At 63.5% G+C, this 20,525-nt stretch carries 12 protein-coding genes; 7 read left to right on the top strand and 5 right to left on the bottom strand.

Annotated elements, in window-relative coordinates; all coding sequences use genetic code 11:
* Window position 1: 1 nt before the first annotated feature.
* The gene (locus ACFQZZ_RS31870; RefSeq protein WP_378688156.1) at window positions 2-5,446 is read right to left on the bottom strand and encodes a type I polyketide synthase; all 5,445 of its coding nucleotides are present in this window, start codon (window positions 5,444-5,446) and stop codon (window positions 2-4) included.
* 832 nt (window positions 5,447-6,278) lie between these two features.
* Here ACFQZZ_RS31870 and ACFQZZ_RS31865 point away from each other — a divergent pair.
* The 5 genes from ACFQZZ_RS31865 (at window position 6,279) to ACFQZZ_RS31845 (ending at window position 15,159) form a co-directional block, all read left to right on the top strand.
* On the top strand, window positions 6,279-6,941 hold the full coding sequence (locus ACFQZZ_RS31865) for a class I SAM-dependent methyltransferase (protein WP_378688153.1): 663 nt from the start codon (window positions 6,279-6,281) through the stop codon (window positions 6,939-6,941).
* A 284-nt stretch (window positions 6,942-7,225) separates the two neighbouring features.
* On the top strand, window positions 7,226-9,442 hold the full coding sequence (locus ACFQZZ_RS31860) for an MMPL family transporter (protein ID WP_378688150.1): 2,217 nt from the start codon (window positions 7,226-7,228) through the stop codon (window positions 9,440-9,442).
* 251 nt (window positions 9,443-9,693) lie between these two features.
* Window positions 9,694-10,269, top strand: a complete 576-nt coding sequence (locus tag ACFQZZ_RS31855) for a hypothetical protein (protein WP_378688148.1) — start codon at window positions 9,694-9,696, stop codon at window positions 10,267-10,269.
* Between the two features lie 353 nt (window positions 10,270-10,622).
* Complete coding sequence (locus tag ACFQZZ_RS31850; protein ID WP_378688145.1) at window positions 10,623-13,643, top strand: NACHT domain-containing protein; 3,021 nt, start codon at window positions 10,623-10,625, stop codon at window positions 13,641-13,643.
* Window positions 13,644-13,995: 352 nt separating this feature from the next.
* Window positions 13,996-15,159 carry an IS110 family transposase gene (locus tag ACFQZZ_RS31845; RefSeq protein ID WP_378688143.1) on the top strand — a complete coding sequence of 388 codons (1,164 nt, stop codon included), beginning with the start codon at window positions 13,996-13,998 and terminating at the stop codon, window positions 15,157-15,159.
* Window positions 15,160-15,463: 304 nt separating this feature from the next.
* Here the strand turns inward: ACFQZZ_RS31845 and ACFQZZ_RS31840 are convergent, their stop codons facing one another.
* Entirely contained in the window at window positions 15,464-16,195 is a 732-nt protein-coding gene (locus ACFQZZ_RS31840; RefSeq protein WP_378688140.1) for an alpha/beta hydrolase, read from the bottom strand.
* Window positions 16,196-16,982: 787 nt separating this feature from the next.
* On the opposite strand from ACFQZZ_RS31840, the gene ACFQZZ_RS31835 reads away from it, so the two are divergent.
* Window positions 16,983-18,068 (top strand): fatty acid desaturase family protein, encoded by a 1,086-nt coding sequence (locus ACFQZZ_RS31835; RefSeq protein WP_378688138.1) that lies wholly within the window; start codon window positions 16,983-16,985, stop codon window positions 18,066-18,068.
* A gap of 116 nt (window positions 18,069-18,184) precedes the next feature.
* Window positions 18,185-18,652, top strand: a complete 468-nt coding sequence (locus tag ACFQZZ_RS31830; RefSeq protein ID WP_378688135.1) for a restriction endonuclease — start codon at window positions 18,185-18,187, stop codon at window positions 18,650-18,652.
* Here ACFQZZ_RS31830 and ACFQZZ_RS31825 read toward each other — a convergent pair.
* The 3 genes from ACFQZZ_RS31825 to ACFQZZ_RS31815 all read right to left on the bottom strand — a co-directional run bounded on the left by ACFQZZ_RS31825 (window position 18,570) and on the right by ACFQZZ_RS31815 (window position 20,324).
* Entirely contained in the window at window positions 18,570-18,956 is a 387-nt protein-coding gene (locus ACFQZZ_RS31825; RefSeq protein ID WP_378688187.1) for an RNA polymerase sigma factor, read from the bottom strand. The two genes, ACFQZZ_RS31830 and ACFQZZ_RS31825, sit on opposite strands and share 83 nt — an antisense overlap.
* 77 nt (window positions 18,957-19,033) lie before the next feature.
* The gene (locus tag ACFQZZ_RS31820) at window positions 19,034-19,297 is read right to left on the bottom strand and encodes a hypothetical protein (RefSeq protein WP_378688132.1); all 264 of its coding nucleotides are present in this window, start codon (window positions 19,295-19,297) and stop codon (window positions 19,034-19,036) included.
* Between the two features lie 316 nt (window positions 19,298-19,613).
* Complete coding sequence (locus ACFQZZ_RS31815) at window positions 19,614-20,324, bottom strand: pentapeptide repeat-containing protein (RefSeq protein WP_378688130.1); 711 nt, start codon at window positions 20,322-20,324, stop codon at window positions 19,614-19,616.
* Between the last annotated feature and the right edge of the window lie 201 nt (window positions 20,325-20,525).

The following is a 20,525-nucleotide window of genomic DNA, read 5'->3' as shown; positions in this document are numbered from 1 at the left end:
TCTATTCTTCACCACGCGACCGGCGCGCCCGTGCGCTTCGGCGCGCGTGTGCACGTTCTACTGGCCGATTGTAAAGTTCGCCGATTTCGTCCGAATACTCCACAAGGCTCAAGCCGAGCTGAATACCGATATCTTTCTCCAGATCACGCAACGACGCGCCTTGCAATAGCAGTCCAACCGATGGCTCCACTCCGAAGTCCCAGCGGCACGCATTCTTGATTCGCATGGCCATCAGCGAATCCATACCCACCGAAAATAGTGAAGCATTCACATCCAGTCCCGCTGACGAAGTAGCGCCGATTATGGCGTTCAAGCGAGAGACCAATCGTTCCGATATCGCCTTACCGGCTTCGGCGGGACTCAGCTGTCGAAGACCGTCCGGCCCGATCCATTCCTCCGATCCTTCCGCATGATCGAATTCTTGGATCACCTCCCTGAAGTAGGTCATCTGCTTCAGTTCCGGAAGGGCACGGTCCAGCCGTAGCCGCGCAATTCCGATGCGCGCCGGGTTACGAGCCAGGAGTGTTCCGAATGCGTCGACACCCTCGGTTGGTGCGAGGGGGTCGACAACGGGAAGGACTACCGAGGTAGCCAATCCGACACCTGACCATTGGCCCCAATTGATCACAGATGCCGGTGAGCCCTGTGCGCGGCGCCATTGGACGAAAGCATCGAGCCAGGCGTTTGCGCTGGCATATGCTGCCTGGCCGGGTGAGCCGATCATCGACGCCATCGATGAAAATGCGATCCACCAATCCAGTTCTCTGCCGGCGGTGGCGTTGTGCAACGCCACCGCGCCGGCAGCCTTCGGTCTCCAGACCTTGGTCAAGCTCTCGTTGTCCAACGAGGTGAAAATTCCGTCATCGAGTACGCCGGCCGCGTGAACCAGACCCCGCAACTGCCGACCGGTCTTTTCGGCAGCCTCTACGAGCCTCTCCGCGATTCCGGCAGTCGATACGTCCCCGAGTTCGATGACTACTTCGGCGACGCCATTGAGCTCCAGTAGTCTCGCCTCTACTTCAGCGGACGGCGCGGACCGACCGTTCAGAACCACACGGCCCGCGCCCCTTTCTACAAGCCACCGCGCGATACTGAGTCCCAGTCCGCCGAGTCCGCCGCTGATTATGTATGAACCGTCAGCCCGTACCGTGTCGCTCAGAACTTCTGGACCCAGTTGCGCTCTCGTGAGCGTTTCCACGTATCTGCGGCCGCCGCGCAAGGCGACCATGTCGTCTCCAGCACCTGCTCGTAGTTCGGCCAACAGCTCCGATGTACCGTCGACACCAGAGTCGAGATCGATGAGCGTCGCGCGCAACTCCGGGTGCTCGAACGCGAGCGTTCGGACTACCCCTCGCAACGCACCGACGCCGGGTTCACTGGCTTCGCCTTCATGGACAGCAAGGCCGCCTCGACCTACCAGCCATAGCTGTGGCGATTGCTTGTTCGGATGCTGAACGACTGCCCGGACGATGGAGGACAAGCGCAGGATCGTCTCCTGCGTGCGCGCAATCCCCGCCGTGGTGGCTGCCTCACGTGGCCCACTGGGATCGATGAAGACCACTATCCCGGCCAGCGGTGTGCCCTCACCCTCCGCGGCCGACTCGAATGCCGCAAGCAATGATCGCTCGTCCGCGAGCGTAGAAGTGAAAACCCGCCCCTGGTCCGCGCCGATTGCGGCGGCCGCGCTCGACGCGATCGACGGCAGATCGTCGCTTTCGGTCAGAAAGATCCAACACCGCCCGTCGAACGGGCTCACGGGTGCAGGCAACAGTGATTCCGCTGTCCACCTCGTGTCGAAAACCTTTTGTCCGATCGGGAGATCCAGCCTCCGGGACTCCACTCTTTTCAAAGAAATACCAGCGAATTCCGCCACCACCCGTCCGGCATCATTCACCAGTTGGGCCGACGCTTGTATGCTTCGGTCCACGTCGTCCGACTGCCGTAGGTCTACTCGACACCCAATTTTGCCGTCGATTGGTTCGAAGATTCGGATGGACTCGATCGACTCCGGCAGATAGGTAGCATCTGCCAGTAGCGTCAAGGAGGTGTCACTCAGCGCTGCGCCGATGCTCTGCAGAGCAGCGTCGAGGACGACCGGATGCGCTTTGAAATGAAGGTGTTGCGGCGCCGCGGGCGGAAGTTCGATCGCGGTGGAAGCCCTTCCCCCGCCGTGCCGTTCGACACTGGTCAGCGCCGCGAAACTGGGCCCGTGCAGTTGGCCGGTTTGCCTCAATAGGGAATAGTATGTCCCCACCGGGACTATTGTCGTAGAAGTCTCGGGCTTCCTATCTGCAGTGCGGGCAACTCTGTCGCAGTCGCCGTCCGAATTGTCGACACGGCTCACCACCGAACCTGCGTGTCGGAGCCAGTCGTCTTCACCTGACCGAGAAAATATCTCGATCTCGGCGGTTCGACCAGCGACCTGCCACTCCAGGTGCGTGGTCAGACTCACGTTCTTGTCGAGCACGAGCATTTGGTCGATGTTGAAATCGCGCAGCTCTAATTCTTCGATGCCGAGACAGAATGCTTCACTCGCCGCACCCAAGCACATATCGATAAATACTGCGGCCGGCATGACCGGCATTCCGTGCACCCGGTGATCGTTGAGCCACGGATTCCGTTCAGTGCCGGCATCGACACTCCATACGTGGGTATTGGTTCGCGGGATCCGGACGTCCCGTCCGAGTAGCGGATGGCCGCCGGCATCCAGTATGGGTGCCCGGTCGGCTGCCCAGAAATTCGACTTCAACCACGGCGCCGCAGGGACGTCGACGAACCGGCCCGTGTCGGGCCCGAGTCTTCCGAATGTCGCCTTGAGCGCGGACAAAACTATCTCGAGTTGAGAATGAAACTCCTCAGTTTCATCGCGATCACGCTTCATGGAGTAGGTCACCATGAACTCTTCTCCCGCCAGCGCGGATTCGAGGGTATCGGTGACTGGCGACTCGAGTAGCGGATGCGGTGACATCTCGGTGAAGAGCCGATAACCGTCAGCAGCTGCGGACGACACTGCTCGGTGGAATTGCACGGGCTGCCGCAAGTTGCTGACCCAGTAGTCGGAATCGAACAGCGGCGTTTCCAGCGGATCAGCTAAGGTTGCAGAATAGTATCCGACTACCGGCTGTTGCCGTCTCTCGATCCCTTCGAGGCGCTGCCGCAAATCGGCGAGGAGATTGTCTACCTGCGGACTGTGGCTCGCGACATCGCATTTGATGGGCCAAACCGACACCGACTCCTTCTCAGCTCTCGCCATCAAATCGGCAAGCTCGGACTCGTCACCCGAGATAATCGTCTGATTCGGTGCCGCGAGTACCGCGATATCCAGGCCACTGTAGCTGCGGATCAGTTCGGCGCAATCGGCCGAGCTGAGTGATAACATCGCCATTCCGCCCCGACCCGCATTTCGCTGAAGCAGAAGTGAGCGACGACAAATGATGCTCACTCCAGCCGATTTGTCGATGGCACCAGCAACTACTGCCGCCGCGATCTCCCCCATAGAGTGACCGATTACGGCGCCGGGCGTCACTCCATATGAACGCCATAGCTCAGCGAGTGCGATCTGCATGCAGAACAATGCGGGCTGAATTTGCGAGATGCCGCTGAATTCTTCACCACTGCTCAGCATTTCACGAAGATCGAATTGCACCTCAGCGGACATCAGCGAGCTCAACCGCGATATTTCCTGAGCGAAGACGGGCTCGTCCTCCATCAACCTACGGCCCATCCCGGCCCATTGGGATCCCTGGCCCGAAAACAGCCACACAGGTCGGAGTGCGCTCTGGAGCCGGGGGTATACCGCGACACCATCCGGGTCCTGCAAAGACAGGCGCCGAAGTCGGCGAGTAATCGCGGGACGGTCTCTTCCCACGACTACTGCTTGATGCCGATAGTCTGCCCGGTTCCAATTGACGGTGTGGGCAATATCGTTGATCGAGAGCTTCGCTCCCTCGTTCGTCATCCAATCTGCGAGCGCATTGGCAGAAGCGACGACCCGGTCCGCCGTCTTTCCCGTCAAGCGCAATGCCGTCACCGGACGTTCTCTGACCACTTTCAACGGCACTTCTGGAGCTTGCTCCAGGACCACATGAGCGTTGGTTCCCGAAATACCGAAGGACGACACCCCGGCACGACGTGGGTGACTTGCGATGGGCCACTTCGTGCATTCGGTAGGAACAAAATAGCGCGTCCCTGATGCGTCTATAGCCGGATTCCACTCGTTGAAATGATTGTTCGGAGGAATTATACCGTTGTATAGCGCCAGACTCGCCTTGATCAGCCCGGCTACCCCAGCCGCTGCCTCGAGATGACCTAGATTTGTTTTTACCGCACCCAGTGCACAACCAATACCCGCAGTGCCGTACGACTTCCGTATCGATTCGAACTCGATGGGATCACCGAGCGGTGTTCCTGTACCGTGGGTTTCTATGAAACCCACGGTCCCAGGGGATACGTCAGCAGCTGCCAGTGCTTGACGGATGAGTTCAGATTGCGCCGCCCTGCTCGGGGCAGTCAGGCCATTCGTAGGTCCGTCATGGTTCACCGCCGATCCGCGGATGACGGAAATGACACGATTGTTATCGCGTAGCGCATCGGATAGTCGTTTCAGCACGACAACACCGCAACCCTCGCTACGAACGAATCCGTCAGCGTCGATGTCGAAGGCACGGCACCTGCCTGTTGGCGACAAAGCAGACCATCGGGACATCGCCAGCCCGGTATAGGGTGCCAAGTTCAGCTGCACACCGCCGGCAAGGGCTAGATCGCATTCACGCGACCTCAGACTCTGACACGCGAGATGGATGGCGACCAGCGAAGAAGAGCAGGCTGTATCGACAGTAAGGGACGGTCCATGTAGACCCAAGAGATACGAGATGCGGCCGGCGGCAGTGCTATGGGCATTTCCCGTAGCCATATATGCGACTGGTTCGCTTCGCCGCTCGAGATTGACTATCGTATAATCCCAGCTCGTCATTCCGATCATCACAGCGGTTCGGCTGTTTCCAAGGGAATCGGAAGGGATCCCGGAGTGCTGCAACGACTCCCAGGCGACTTCGAGAAGTACTCGTTGCTGCGGATCCATGGCCGTCGCTTCAGCCATCGATACGCCGAAAAATTCGGCGTCGAATCCGGCGGGATTCTCGATGAAGCCTCCCCAATTCATGGAGCTGCTTTTGGGAAGACCTGGGTGCCGTTCGTAGTGCTCCTGAATATTCCAGCGTCCCGGCGGCACTTCAGTGATAGAATCCCTTTTTTCAACCAGGGAATCCCAGTAACTACCGCAATCAATAACTTGTCCAGGAAATCTGCAACCGACACCCACGAGCGCGATCGCTTCTGTTTCTGCCGGTTCGCGCATATTCGGGTTCTCAATGGAGAGCGCCTGCCGGAGCACAGCCCTGGTGGCTGGAGAGAGCGTTTTTATCAGTGAGTCCGCGTCGGTCTGCATCAGCGGACTTCACCGGAATTGATTGTTTTCGAACCCGGCCGCGAACACAAACTCCGAACAGCGTGACGGACAGCAGCCGTCGTGGCCACCTCAGGCCGTGAACAGATATCGCAATTCAGTGGATTAGAATTAGCGTCCACACTCATCCCCTCCGAACCAAAAATTGAAAATCTCCCGCATGACTTGATGCGCCGTCGCACCCGAGTCCCCTATTCCACTATAACTACCAGCCACGCATGACTGGCGTGCCTACTCGCTGTTGTGGGATGCATCACAGTCGCTTGAGGTGACCGCGGCCGCCGTGAAGCCTTGAGCTCACTCGTCCACTACTCGGATCGGCAGGGGGCCGTCATCGTCGCAGTAGGTTGTCTTCAGCATGTCAGCAGTACGTTGGGGGATCGCTCCGAGTCGGCGGCGTTGTGGCGCAGCGCTTGTGCGTGTTGCGGTGACCAGCCGGAGCAGTCCGACACGGTGTTGCGGAGCATGGTCGGCGCGCGTGGAGCGTGGCCGGTCCGGCCCCGGGACGTCTTCGCGGAGGATGACGTCCGCACCCCGAAGCAGTTCCGCCCCAACGCAGTTGATTCTCGACTCTCCGGTGCCCTCGCAACTGTTCAGCGATCTACTGGAGGTGCGGTGTCCATCTCGACGACCCCCAACAGCGCGTGGATCGGCTCGGCGCCACCGAAATCGGTTCCATCGCAATGGTTCTCGAGAAGTCGGACCGACAGAAGCACTGCGATTACCCAGCCGAGCGCGCAAGCGTCGTGAACGGCTCGACCACGGAGCCACTCCTAATAGTGCAATATGCTGAGTAAAAGGAAAGTATAGAATTATGACAATTGTAACCCAGAAATGGCGTCGAGGCACACCTATAACTTCGGGTTGGGATTTCACGGTAAAACATCGCGCCATTGCGATGGCCTATACCTACCTCGCTTTCGGGTCCGACTACAGGCGCTGGTATGCCGACCTGGCTGCAGTTCGCAGCCAGATCGACGGTGCCGCGGTCCTCGATGTACCGTGCGGCGGTGGTGCAGTGTTCGCGCACCTATCCGGCACTGCGCCACGGCGATACGTCGGCGCTGACGTCTCCCCGGCGATGCTTGCTCTCGCCGCCAAAGAAGCCCAGAAATCCTCGATCCAGAACCTGGAGCTGGTCGAACGCGATGTGTTGACGATGCCCTACGATGCTGAATTCGACCTGTGCCTCAGTTACATGGGTCTGCATTGCATGCCCAACCCGGCGGGCGCGGTATCCGCGATGGCACGTGCGCTTCGGCCCGGCGGCGTACTGCGAGGCAGCACAGTCCTCGTCGGCACCGGGTGGAGAAACGATCGATTCGTGTCGCTGTGGCAACGGCGCGGGATCTTCGCCGATGTCTATCCGGAGAACGATCTGCGTCAGTGGCTCGAAGCTGCTGATCTCGACGAGATCACCGTCGATTGTTCGGGCGCGATCGCTTACTTTTCGGCAACCAAACGAGGACGTGACTGAACGGACCGCTGACAGGGAACTATGCCGCGAGTCTTTTGCGCCCGGCTCCCCTGGTCCGGATCGATTGACAATCGCCCGCATCCGCGACGAGGTCGGCGCGGTTCCTCCTCGAGAGATCGTGCGGGCACCGAGGTAGCCGCACGCCGATAGTCCTGCCTATTGATTTGCACCGACTTGATTTTGCACCGACGTCTCGCCGTCGACCGAGAACAGGGTCCTGGATGACGGCTTCGCGGAGCTCCGGTAGAGCGAGTGGGGTATGCCAGCCCCCGGAAGGACACAACATGTTGCACCGGATCGTGCTGCTGGCCATCGCCGCACCACGGCGAGTCATCGCCGTCACGATGCTGATTTTCGTCGGGGCAGCAATTTTCGGCATCCCGGCCGTGGGGAGCCTGTCGGCGGGCGGCTTCAACGATCCGGCGTCGGATTCGGCTCAGGCCACCCGGCTACTGACGGACAAGTTCGGCGTCAGCGATCAGCAGCTGCTGATCGTGGTGACCGCACCCGATGGCGCCCGCAGTGAACAAGGTCAGCGGGTCGCCACCGACATCGTTGACCACCTGAAACAGTCGCCGTACGTATTGGACCTGTGGTCGGCGTGGACCTCTACTCACCAGGCAGCCGCCGGGCTGGTGAGCAACGATGGCAAATCCGGATTGATCGTGGCCAATCTCAAAGGCCCGGAGAACGACGCGGAGAAACACGCAAAAACACTGTCCGGCGAAGTGGTGCACGACAGAGACGGAGTCACCGTGCGCGCCGGCGGCATCCCGCTGGCCTATGCGCAAGTCAATGAGCAGAGCCAGCACGACCTGATTTTGATGGAGGCTATCGCAATTCCGCTGAGCTTCGTCGCGCTGGTGTGGGTGTTCGGCGGGCTGTTCGCTGCGGCTTTGCCGGTCGCCGTCGGACTGATCGCCATTGTCGGTTCGATGTCGGTGCTCCGTCTGATCACCTTCGGCACCGAGGTATCGACTTTCGCGCTCAACCTGGCCACCGCGCTGGGATTCGCCCTGGCGATCGACTACACCCTGCTGATCATCAGTCGCTACCGCGACGAGTTGGCCAACGGTGCCTCCTGCAACGCGGCACTGTCCCGGACCATGGCCACTGCTGGCCGCACCGTGGTGTTCTCCGCGGTCACCGTCGCGTTGTCCATGTCGGTGATGGCATTGTTCCCGATGTACTTCTTGAGGTCGTTCGCTTACGCAGGAGTGACCATCGTCGCGTTCGCCGCAATTGCGGCGATCGTGGTGTCTCCAGCGGCCATCGTGCTGCTGGGGCACAGGCTGAATGCCCTGGATGTGCGGCGCTTGGCGCGTCGGCTGTTGCGGCGCCCCGATCCGGTGCCCAAACCGATCGAGCTGTCGTTCTGGTACCGCTCGACCAAGCGGGTGATGCGCCACGCCGTGCCGATCGGTCTGGCCGTGGTTGCGTTGCTACTACTGCTCGGAGTTCCTTTCATCGGAGTGAAGTGGGGGTTTTCCGACGACCGCCTGCTCCCGAGCTCCGCGTCAGCTCATCAGGTGGGCGATCAGTTGCGCAACGATTTCGCCATCGATCCCGCAGCTTCGATACCGGTCGTCGTCCCCGACGTAGTAGGTCTGGACCAGGCCGACCTGGAGCGTTACGCCGCCGACTTGTCTCTGGTGCCCGACGTTGCGGCGGTTGCCGCCCCGAGTGGCACGTTTGTCGGCGGCATGAAGGTGGGACCACCGGCCGCTCCGGCCGGCCTGGCCGGTGGCAGCGGGTTTTTGACGGTCGTCAGCACCGCTCCGTTGAGTTCCGAGGCCTCCGATACACAGCTGAACAAGATACGCGACGTGACGGGCCCGGCGGGCCGGTCGGTACAGATATCCGGGCTCGCGCAGATCAACCGCGACAGCGTTGACGCCATCACCTCGCGGCTGCCGCTGGTACTCGGGTTGATCGCCGCCCTCACCTTCGCACTGCTCTTCTTGCTCACCGGCAGCGTCGTGCTACCACTGAAGGCGTTGATCCTCAACGTGTTGTCACTGACGGCCACGTTCGGCGCGCTCGTATGGGTCTTCCAAGACGGCCACCTCGGAGCCTTGGGAACCACACCCACCGGAACTCTGGTCGCCAGCATGCCGGTGCTGTTGTTCTGCATCGCATTCGGCCTGTCGATGGATTATGAGGTGTTTCTGGTGTCGCGGTTCCGTGAACATTGGCTGACCTCCGCACGCACCACTCGAGCCAACGACGAGGGTGTGGCACTGGGCGTGGCCCGCACCGGGCGCGTGATCACCGCCGCCGCGCTGCTCATGTCGATCTCGTTTGCCGCGCTGACCGCCTCGCAGGTGCCATTCATGAGAATGTTCGGGCTCGGGCTCACCCTGGCCGTACTGATGGATGCGACCCTGATACGCACCGTGCTGGTACCGGCAACGATGCATGTGATGGGCCGCGCCAATTGGTGGGCCCCGAAACCACTTGCCAAACTGCACGACCGAGTCGGCATCAGTGAATCCCGATGATGCCAGGTCGGGCTGCTCCATCGAGGCTCCGACTTACGCTAATCGCGATGAGCGGGCGAGTGGTTCTGAGTTTGCAGTTCCCGCGCCTTCTAGCGTCAGTCCACACCAGATCGATGGGCACACCGCGGCGTTGATAGAACGGCATCGCCCGTCGCCGCCGTGTTTGAGCGACCGCGCGACCTCGTCCTCCCGAACTCGACATGCGGCGCCGTACCCGGACCTCACCTCGCACGGTCTGCGAGCATGCGTACATGAGCAGCAGACGGTTCGTCGCCCGCGTCAAGGAAGCAGACTGGTATCGCCTGCTCGTGCGACGCTCACAGGGGCCGTTGCCGCCGGAGCGCGCGACCGCACGATTGTCGGCCTATGTCTACGGCAATATCCTCGCCCTCGCCTCTGTCGCGATCGCGACGACCGCCACGATCGGCGACGGCACCGCCGCCGCACTCGTGGCCGGTACAGGCGCCACCACCTTCGTCGCCCACGTCTTCGCCGAGCTCGTCGCCCACACGAGTGTGGCCGAGAGCCCAACGCCGACCCTGCGCACCGCATCGGAAGCGGCGGCCGGACTGCGCGATGCGGTACCGATCGCCTCGTCGGCCGGAATTCCCTCGGCACTGCTGTGCCTCGGATGGTTCGGTGTCCTGTCGGCCCAATGGGCACAACTGCTGGCCGGATCGGTCATTGTCGTCCGGCTCGCCACGGTCCCCATCATCACCACGCGTATCCGCGGCAACTCCGCCGGTCCCCGCGTCCTCGTCGCCGGGTTGATCCTCGCCGCGATCGCGGCATTGATCGTCGGCGCCAAAGTCGCCCTCGGACACTGACCGCACCGGTGCTCCACGCCAGCAACCGCACCCGGGGGCTCCCGAGTTGCTCGGCTCGGCCCCGACCGGGCCGTCGGAGGTCTTGACCGTCTCGGTGATGGCACAGTTCCAGGCCGGAACGTTCTCGAACCGGACAAGATAGGCGAACACGTCGGCGATCGGGCGGTCGATGATCAGCGTGTGCTCGAACGTTGTCATGCACCATTGAACATCCCAATTGGTCTCTTATTTCGGCCGCGACGCTGCTTTCCAGGAGAGTTGAATATCCGCTGCCGAGAGGCGTTTTCGTCGATATTCTGCTGCGGTAACCGGGAAGAGCGGCGGGGTGTCTGGTGAGCGGTGAAAATACGGGCGTGTCGGTCGGATGGCCGACGGTCGGATGGTTGGCCGTCGCGCTGGGGGTTCCGGCGATCGTCGGTGCCGCGTTGAAGGATTTCGCGCAGCAGCATCCGTGGTGGAGCGTCGGGTTGGTCGGCGCCTACTGGGTGGCATTGACGGTGCTGCGGTTCGTGAGCGGTGTCGCTGCCGATATCGCCACCCGGCACCAGCCGCAGTTGGTGGAGCAGGTGGACGCGGCTTTGACCACCCGGCTGTCGCGCTTCGAACGCGCGTACCGGCGTTGGCTGCTGCATTATCTGCGGCGCATGGATCTGCAAGGGTTGGCCACCGCGCCACACGCAGCGCCCGCGTTCGACGAGACCTATATCGACCTGAGTCTGGTCCCGCGGGCGCACCACCAGATCAGCGCGCACCCGTTGACCGATCTGCTGCCGTCGTCGAATGCCGAACGGCTGTCGATCTCGAGTCTGCTGGCGGTGAGCGAACCCCAGGTGCTCGCCGTGCTGGGTGCGCCGGGCAGCGGCAAGACCACCTTGTTGCGGCAGGCGGCCCGCGAGACTTGTCGCCGTCGCTTCGGCCGGCGTCGCGTTGCGATCTTGTTGTTGCTGCGCGAGCATGCCGAGACGATTGCCGCGGATCCGGGTGTGCGGCTTGGGGATCAGGCTGTGCCCGCCTCTTTGGATCGACGTCCGCCTGTGGGGTGGTTCACGTCCATGCTCGAGCGGGGTCGCTGCGTGGTGCTGTTGGACGGATTGGACGAAGTGGCTCGTGACAGTGAGCGGGAGGCGGTGGTGCGGTGGGTGGATAGACAGATCGCCGCCTATCCGCGCAACCACTTCGTGCTCACCTCGCGGCGGCACGGGTACGAGGCCGCCGCCATCAACAGTGCCACGGTTCTACAGGTGCGGCAGCTGACCACCGTACAGATCGAGAAGTTCGTCGACAGCTGGTATCTGGCGGTCGAACCCGAACGGCCTGCGGCGGCGCAGCAGGCGTTACGGTTGCGCGCGCAGTTGACTGGTCACGTCATGCTGGGTGATATGGCGGTCAATCCGCTGCTGCTGACCATGATCGTGAACGTGCATCGGGAGCGGGGCGTGTTGCCCGACAACCGGGTTCAGCTGTATCGAGAGATCTGCGATGTGCTGCTGTGGCGGCGCTACAACGCCAAGGGGCTCACCCCGGTGATTGCCGCCCCGGACAAGCTGCGTCTGCTGGCTGCCCTCGCCTACGCCATGATGCTGGGTGAGGTGCGGGAACTGTCCGAGGCGGCGGTATTGACCGAGATCGAGCCTCCGCTGGCTCGGCTCGGCTCGGCGGTGGAACCGCGTCGAGTTTTGCGTGAGCTTGTGAATGACGGATTGCTGGTGGAAATTGCCGTCGGGTCGATCGCTTTCTGCCACAAGACTTTCCAGGAATATCTGGCGGCGGTGGAGATCGCTGTACGGGGCGAAGCGGGCCGATTGGCCGCTGCGGTCGACAGTGCCTGGTGGCGGGAGACCATCGTGCTCTATACCGCCGAGCACAATGCCGATGAGGTGATCGAAGCCTGCCTGGCCGCGCAAACCATCGACGCGCTGGATCTGGCGTTCGACTGCGTCGAGCAGGGCACGTCGATGGACACGTCGTTGCGAGCACGGATGAACGCGCTCGTCGAGGAGATCGCCGATACCGCAATCGAATCCGAGCGGAGGCAGCTTCTGACACGGGTCGTGGTGAAGCGATTTCTGCGCACCGCGCTGCCGGTCGCCGGAAATCGGCGATGCACACCCCCGGTGCCCGCGAGTCTGTATCGGCTGTTCCTGAACGAAGAACACGATCGGGAGGTGATTCGGACACCGGAGCTCCCGATGCCGTCGGAACCGGACGCGCCGGTGCGCGGCATGCGTCACGATGCCGCCGAACGGTTCGCGGAATGGATCGGCGCATTGTCCGACGGCGCGCGCGTGCGTCTTCCGACCGGACCCGAGATGACGGAATTGGCCGCTCAGGGTCTGCTCGGCGAGAAGCCGCCGCCGGTCTGGGTGGCTGCACCGGACGAGGCCAACGCCCATGGGGAGCGGCTTCGCCCGTGGCCGATCTGGACACCCGAGGGCGTCTCGGACGAAAACGAGTTTCCGGCCGAGGATGCCGCGAGCATGTTGATCCGCGACGTCGACATCGCCCTGGGTTGTGTACTGGGCTATGTGGCGTGGTGGGGCCCGGTGCGCGGGCCTTTCAGTCGCAGCCTGGCAGCACGCGCGGTGCTGTCGGCGTACTTCGACGCGGGGCGCGGCGCGGAACTGTTGCCCGGCTGGCGATTCACTGTACCGGTGGGACGACTCGGCGATCAGATGATTCTCCGGCTGGCCGCTGAGTTCGGTCGAACGTTGACCCTGCGGCAGGACTTCGAGACCATGTTCCTCCCGGTCAGCGAGAACGGGGTGCCCGACCCCGGCACGGTGTGGCCGACCGATACCGACTACGACTCCGAGTGGGCGCTCGAGAAGTTGATGGAGTTCGAACCGGACGGCGCGCCCGCCGAGGTCGCCGACGAGTTGACCGCCGCATGGCGAACGCTCGGATCCCAGTATCTGGAGGGCCAGGAAGGGGTGCTCGCGCTGGGGTGGTCAACGCCGCTCGAGCCCATTGGACGCCCGAAATGGCGTGCGCTGCTACCGGGTCTAGGACGCGGGCCGCGCGGGCCGTTCGTGCACGCCGACCTACAGCGGCTGAGCCGCGAGGTGGATCTGATCCGGGAGATCCTGCAGCACGACGAGAGTGGCCTGCGCGCGTTGGCCGATGTCCTCGCAACCGCCACCCGGACCGTTCTGGCCGGAGAATGGCGGCTGACCCCGGCCCTCGGGACGCTGCTGCGGTTGACCGCGCTGGCCATCGCCGTCCACCCCAGCGGTTGGGTGCCGACAGCAATGGTGAGCGGCGACACGAGGCGACTGTTGACCGCGTGCCGAACCCTGGTGACCGATCTGATCATCATGCAGCTGCGCCACGAACCCTCGGCGCCCGGTGAAGTCCTCGTCCTCACCCGGGAATGACCGGGACATCAGTCCCCTCCGGAGTTCTCTATAGAGGCGACGAATGGGCCCTGTCGACCACCGCCCCCGGCCACCCTTATTCGAAGCCGTAAGGCGCAGCGTGACTGGGTAGGTCCCGCTCATCGGCTACTTAACACTGGTGCCAGGGCCTGATCCCGGCCAGGATCGGGTCCAGGTACCCGGTGAGAAGCTCCCAAATCGGCTGCCCACCTGCCTCATTGGTGTGGCTCTCACATGGCTTGCCTCTCACCGGGTGCCGTGCCGGGAATGGCTGAAGAGGGGTTTGCCCAGCTCGAAGTAGCGGTGCCTTCCCGCACGGACTTCACACGCCGACACGGGAAGGACACCACTGGTGACGGTCATCATCGGAATGGACCCGCACAAACGCTCAGCCACACTCGAGATCATCGACCCCACCGGAAAGGTGTTGACCACTGGTCGATACGGCACTGATACCACCGGCTACGCCGAAATGCTCACCACCGGAAAACGATACCCGCAGCGGGTATGGGCGATCGAAGGCTGCAATGGAATCGGCCGTCATATCGCGCACCGTCTGGTCCATGACGGAGAGACCGTGATCGACGTGCCAGCGAAACTCTCGGCGCAGGTGCGGGTGTTCGCGACAGGCAATGGTCGCAAAACCGACCCGGTCGATGCGCATTCGGTGGCGTTGGCGGCGTTGCGGTCACCGGATCTGCGCCGCGTGCAGGCGGATTCGGAGTTGATCGCGTTGGGCATGCTCGCCGATCGCCGCGACGAGCTCGGCCGCGCCCGCACCGACACCGTCAACCGGCTGCACCGGTTGCTGCTGGAATTGCTGCCAGGCGGGGCGAAGAAGTTCCTGTCGGCGATGCAAGCACGCAAGCTGGTCGCCACCGTCAAGCCCCGCGATCCGGCGGGCAAGGTCCGGCGCCGTCTGGTGGTCGAGTTGATCGGCGAACTGGAAAACATCGACCGCAAGATCAAAGCCTCGGACAAAGAACTGCGCGAGCTCGTCGCCGAGCATGGATCCACCCTGACTGATATGAACGGCATCGGACCAGCTGGCGCGGCCAGGCTGCTCGCCGATGTCGGTGACATCCGCCGTTTCCGAGACCGGGACCGGTTCGCGTCCTGGAACGGCACCGCACCGTTGGACGCTTCTTCTGGCCAGCAGCAACGGCATCGGCTCTCCCGCGCTGGAAACCGCAAGATCAACCGGGTCTCGCACATCATGGCCGTGGTTCAATTGCGCCGTCCCAGCACGGGGCGCACCTATTACGACCGCCGCAAAGCCGCGGGCAAGACCTCGATGGAATCGATGCGGGCATTGAAACGGCGCCTGTCGAATGTCGTCTACGCACGCATGCTCGCCGACCAACATCGACGGGAAACGGCAAGCCCGGGAGGGCAATCGGGGGCGACTACTGACTCCAGCGCGGCCGGCTCAACCCCGCACACCGGCCCTTCGGACAAGCCACAACCCGGACTTACCACCAACCAGAATAGCCCCGACCTGCCGACTACGCCTTGACACGAGAGGGGAGCCATGTGGGTGCGTTCGAACGACCGCGCGCCCAGCGCCATTACAGTGCATTGACTGCCGTGGTCGCCGACCGCTGGACACCATGACACCAACACCAGCGGGACCTTCACCGCCGTCGATCCGGAGACGCGCCGCCCCGACCGGCCGGTACCGCCGATGGCCGGTATCGCCGCGATCGGGGCGGTTGTGCATCTGCTGGCTATCGCCATCGAGTAGGGCCGGGATCTGTCCTCGATGAGCGGCATCCTGGCCGACAGCTCCTACCGTCTGCTGCCGGCCTGACGGGTCGGCCTCACTTCAGGTGCCGGGCGAAGAACCGGTTCCCGTCGTCGCCCTCGAACTGCGGGACGCCGGTGTGCCCGCCCATATTGGCGTGCAGCGTCTTCTCCTTGGAGCCGAAGGCGTCGAACAGGTCCAGGGCCAGTTGCCGGTCGTTTCCTTCGTCGTCCCACTGCAGCAGGACCTGCAGCGGAATGGTGACCTGCCGGGCCTCCTCGAACATGGTGCGGGGCACGAAACTCCCGGCGAACAGAAGGGCGGCCGAGATGCGCGGCTCGACCACCGCCAGCCGGAGGCCGATGGCGATCACCCCTCCCGAGTACCCGACCGGGCCGCCGATCTCAGGCAGCGAAAGGAGGGCGTCCAGGGCGGCCCGCCATTCCGGGACCGCCTTTTCGACCAGCGGGAGGACGAGCCGGTCGACGATCTCGTCGTCGACCGGCTCGCCGGCCTCCAGCGCCCGGCGCAGGTCGGCGCGGGCCTGCTCGGCGGCGGCGGAACGGGGCCGGTCACCGCTCCCGGGGAGCTCGATGGTGGCCGCGGCGTATCCCGCCGCCGCGGCGTGCCGGGCCCGGGCCACCAGTCGGGGGTACATCATGTGCAGTCCGCCGGGGTGGCCGACCAGGATCAGCGGCGCCGGTGCGGATGCCGATGCGGGCGTCCACAGGATGCCAGGGATCTCGCCGAGGGTGAATTCGCGTTCGAGGACGCCGTCGTCGAGGCGCTGTTCAGAAATGAATTGCATGGTCGTGCCTTTCGGGAGTGCTCTTGAACGGCGCTCCCGGACGACCTATCACCCGACCATGACCCCGGAGGGGAGCACCCATGTCGATACTGCGTTCACGGGTACCACCTCCTCGTTCTCTCGCACGGCCTCCGGAAAACTAGCAGTGGTCGCCGTGGTCCGGCAACGGGTTTTTGCGGAGGCTCCGAAGCCCGCTGCGAAGGCGGTCACGCTCAGCCAGCAACATCCAACGGATTCATAGCCGTTGGCCATCGATTTCCCCGGCCAGCGCTTTCCAGTCGTGTCGATCGTGTCCGCCTACCTGCGCGAAAATCATCCCACCGCAGACCTGATGGCCCTGCCGAACTCCCCCCGAGAGCGGCTCTGCGCAAAACCGGCCCATCTCGCCCCACTGGACGTCACCGCCACCATCGGCGCCCTCGCCCACCACGCCATCCCCGGAAAGCCGACAGCAAGCCGAGACTGGATAGACATCAGCAACACCTGCCTACAAGGGATATTGCTCGATCGCGCCGACCTGTCAGGCTTCGACGCCCGAGGATGGCGGCATGTGCGTTCGGTCCGGCGACCCGGATGCGTTGGCCGACAACCGGTCAGCGGCCTCGGTCTGCGCTGGACATCCGATATCACACCGCAGTCCGATTCCATGTCATACCAAGGGATTACAGGTAACGAGAACCCGGCCGATAGCTTAGGGGTATCGAAATCGGCGCCCGCTCCGACATCGACCGGCCGGCATCGTCGACGGGCGGAAGCGGTTCCTCCGACCCAGCTCCCAGGAAGATCTATGACGACACCTGCCTTGGCCCCGAAGTCATTTCCACGGCCACAGCGGCGCGGCGCCGACGGTGATTACACCCGCCTGTTGCGCCGGATCTCCGACGCGGGACTGATGAGCCGGCGTCCCGTCTACTACGCCATCCGGCTCAGCATCGTCGGGACCGCGTTCGCAGCCGGCTGGGCGGCGTTCGTCCTCATCGGCGACTCGTGGTGGACGCTGCTGGTCGCGGCGTTCATGGCCGTGGCGTTCGCTCAGATCGCACTCGTCATGCACGATGTCGCGCACCGCCAAGTCTTCCGGCTACGGCAGCCGACGGAGCTCGTGGGACGACTCGTCGGCAACGCCGGCATCGGTCTGGGCTACGGCTGGTGGCAGGACAAGCACACCCGGCATCACGCCAACCCGAACCACGAGGAACTCGACCCCGATGTCGCGCCCGACATTCTGGTCTGGTCACAACAGCAGGCGCGGGCCAGCCGCGGTCTGCCTCGTCTCATCGGGAGGGCGCAGGCGTTCCTGTTCTTCCCCCTCCTGTTGCTGGAGGGCCTGAACCTCCATGTAGCCGGCGTACGTGCGCTCAGAAATCGATCGGTCAAACACCGCGGATTGGAGGGCGCACTGCTGTTCGGCCACTTCGCCACCTACCTGGCCGCACTGTTCGCGGTTCTGCCCGCCGACAAAGCCTTAGCATTCCTTGTTGTCCACCAGGGCCTGTTCGGCCTGTACATGGGTTGTATCTTCGCCCCGAACCACAAGGGCATGCCAACCTTGACCGGCGAAGACCGCCCCGACTACCTACGTCGCCAGGTGCTGACATCCCGCAACGTGCGGGGCGGCACGTTGACCGACCTCGCCCTCGGCGGGCTCAACTATCAGATCGAGCACCATTTGTTCCCGAGCATGCCGACACCGAACCTGCGCCACGCCCAGGTGATCGTCCGCGACTACTGCTCCGAAATCGGCGTGCCCTACCACGAAACCGGGCTGATCTCCTCTTACCGCGAGGCGCTGAGGCACCTGCACCACGTCGGCATCCCCCTCCGCGCCCCCGATCGACACCCGGGTGCCGGAGTGCCGCAACGCAATCGCTGAACACAGCTGGCCATCACGACGGCATAGAACGAACACCCGCCGCTTCCGTGCCGCCCTCGTACTCCTCTTCTGGTGAGGTACAGGGCATCTCGCCGGGCAAGCCGAGAAGGCGGGCGATGGTGGCGGTGCCCAAGGTCGCGCACGTAGCCGAACAGCAGGCCGTGGTACTCATTTCCGTTGGGTTGTGTGCGCTGGCCGTCGCCACTTTTACGGCAGGGCTCGCGGTGTGGCATCGCCGCCGGGTGCGTGCTCGCGATGACGCGCGAGTACTGGCGCTGCGGCAAAACGCACTGAGTCCCTCCGAGTTCGAAGAGGCGCTGGCCGCGTTGTGTCGCCGGGACGGCTGCACCGATGTCAAGGTGGTCGGCGGATCCGGCGATCTGGGCGCCGACGTGATCGCGCGGACGCCGGACGGACGCCGGATCGTGTTGCAGGCCAAGCGATACCGCAACGGCCGCACAGTGGGCAGCCAAGACGTGCAGCGGCAACACACCGGTGAGCTCAGCGTGGCTGCTCGGTGCGGCGGCGGTAGGCACGCTGACGGCACGCGTTGCTGCAATATCGTGGTGGACGACCCGATCTAGCGCGCCGCCCGAACGATTGTTCACATTGATCGCACCGACGAGCTCCGCCGCCGAGCGGTTGCCCTAGCAGTGCGCTCAGGTCGACATCGTGCAGGTAGGCCGCCAAGTCCACTCGGTACTGTGCGAGGTTGTGGACGGGGCTCGGGGTCCTCAGGATCGATAGCGCCTGCGCCCGCCGTCGACGGACGCTCGCAGCGGAGACCCCCAGCGTCGCGGCCACTTCCTGCGTCGTCAGGTACTCGATATCCATCAGGACAAATGCCGCACGAGCCGGGGCGGGAATGGTGTCGAGCGCATCGCGCATCGCCGCGGCCAGCTGATCGCGAGCCACCTGACTGGTTCCACGACGCTGCACCGGGTCCGGGTGCTCACCGCGCTTGTTCACGACTCCTCCTGGTGAGGGTTGCTCCCTCCAGGATGACCGCCGCTACCGCCGTCGGTGTCCGCGCGGCCCTCCAATGCCCCGCAAGGACTCCGGTTTGCGCTTCGGTGCAAACCGAAACCTCGTGCGAAAGAGGCGAACACGCCGGGGATGTCTTCACGTTTGGCCCTGAGCAATGCCATGAGCGTCACGGAGGTGACGGCCAGGATCATGGCCAGCAGCGGCCAAATCCCCAGCGGCATAAGAGAGGAGAGCACGATCATGACGGATCCTTCAGGACATAGAAAAAGCCCCGGGGGCGACGCCCGGGGCTCGAGGTGATCGAGGGACTGAAACGACAAATGCCCCCGATCCTCTGATCGAAGGCATCCAGGGCGCGAACAGCCCCGCTGCCGACCAGAATAGCAGCCCTAGTGGGGATCGTCGACGAATGTATCGCAGTTCAGAGGCCTACCGAGGGAGTGAGCACCTTTCGTAACGCAGCCTGCCACCCGCTGTGGCTGCGTCATAGCCCCTGCCGGAAGGTGGATATTGAGAATCGATCGCTTTATCGACAGTTAGCAGCGAGGCTGGCGCTGCCTAGGGCGGCGTGAAGCCGTCTGGCCATTGTGTAGTGAGGTCATGGGTGGTGCGGGCGAGGTCCGTGCGGGTGAGGTTCGCGTTTCTAAGATCCGCGCCGGTGAGATCGGCCCCGATGAGTTTCGCGCCAGTGAGGTTCGCAGCGCCGAGGACGGTGTCGGTGAGTTTCGCGCCGGTGAGGTCGGCATCGGTGAGATTCGCGTACGGGATGAAGGCGCGGGTGAGGTTCACCGTTGTGAGGTTCGCGCGGGTGAAGTCCGCGTGGGAGAGGATCACGTCGGCGAGATCGCCCTCCGCCAGGCAGGTCAGACGTAAGTCCAGTTTGTCGGCGAGGCCCTCGGGACCGAGGACGCGACGTGTGATGACAGTCAGTACAGCCTGGATGTCGGCGGGTATCGGTTGGAGTGGGCTTTGTGCCCGGCATTCGCTTGCGTTCGTGTGGGTGCGCAGGAACGCTGAAAGCAGCGCGAAGACGGTCGGGTGATCGGCGGGGGAGTCTTTGGCGAGGCGCTCGAGCAGGTAGATACCCGACAGGCGGACATCGATCTTGTCGGAGGCGAGTTGTTCGGCCGCCAGGCGGAAGCGGTCGGTCACCGCTGTTTGCTGCGATAGGGAATGCTGGCTGTTCGTCGCGCGCAGAGACTGAGCTGTGAACCACAGGGCACCAGTGGCGGTGATCGTCGCGCCGAGCGTGGCCACTGTCGTTGCCATTGCCGCTACTCTTGTCCACCCCGGCCAAAGCAGCAATCGACTAGCTCGGGATGCTGGGGGCGTGGGGGGTCTCAGCGAGCGGGCTCGGCCTGCGACCGGACCGCGCCGCGATGACATACCCCCTGTGCCCATGCGTCATCTCCTTCGAAAGCGCCTGCCCCACTACGGTAATCGGATTATGCATTCGACCTCGGCCGACCC

This window comes from Nocardia sp. GCM10030253 (assembly GCF_042675075.1).
Lineage (GTDB): Bacteria > Actinomycetota > Actinomycetes > Mycobacteriales > Mycobacteriaceae > Nocardia.
The sequence above is the reverse complement of the archived record's forward strand: the minus strand, read 5'-3'. Positions and strand labels throughout refer to the sequence as shown.

Bases quoted from the DNA above. Each gene is read 5' to 3' on its own strand.
- ACFQZZ_RS31870 (WP_378688156.1), bottom strand. From the start codon at position 5,446: ATGCAGACCGACGCGGACTCACTGATAAAAACGCTCTCTCCAGCCACC.
- ACFQZZ_RS31820 (WP_378688132.1), bottom strand. From the start codon at position 19,297: ATGATCGTGCTCTCCTCTCTTATGCCGCTGGGGATTTGGCCGCTGCTG.
- ACFQZZ_RS31815 (WP_378688130.1), bottom strand. From the start codon at position 20,324: ATGGCAACGACAGTGGCCACGCTCGGCGCGACGATCACCGCCACTGGT.
- ACFQZZ_RS31860 (WP_378688150.1), top strand. From the start codon at position 7,226: ATGTTGCACCGGATCGTGCTGCTGGCCATCGCCGCACCACGGCGAGTC.
- ACFQZZ_RS31855 (WP_378688148.1), top strand. From the start codon at position 9,694: ATGAGCAGCAGACGGTTCGTCGCCCGCGTCAAGGAAGCAGACTGGTAT.
- ACFQZZ_RS31865 (WP_378688153.1), top strand. From the start codon at position 6,279: ATGACAATTGTAACCCAGAAATGGCGTCGAGGCACACCTATAACTTCG.
- ACFQZZ_RS31840 (WP_378688140.1), bottom strand. From the start codon at position 16,195: ATGCAATTCATTTCTGAACAGCGCCTCGACGACGGCGTCCTCGAACGC.
- ACFQZZ_RS31835 (WP_378688138.1), top strand. From the start codon at position 16,983: ATGACGACACCTGCCTTGGCCCCGAAGTCATTTCCACGGCCACAGCGG.
- ACFQZZ_RS31830 (WP_378688135.1), top strand. From the start codon at position 18,185: ATGGTGGCGGTGCCCAAGGTCGCGCACGTAGCCGAACAGCAGGCCGTG.
- ACFQZZ_RS31825 (WP_378688187.1), bottom strand. From the start codon at position 18,956: ATGCGCGATGCGCTCGACACCATTCCCGCCCCGGCTCGTGCGGCATTT.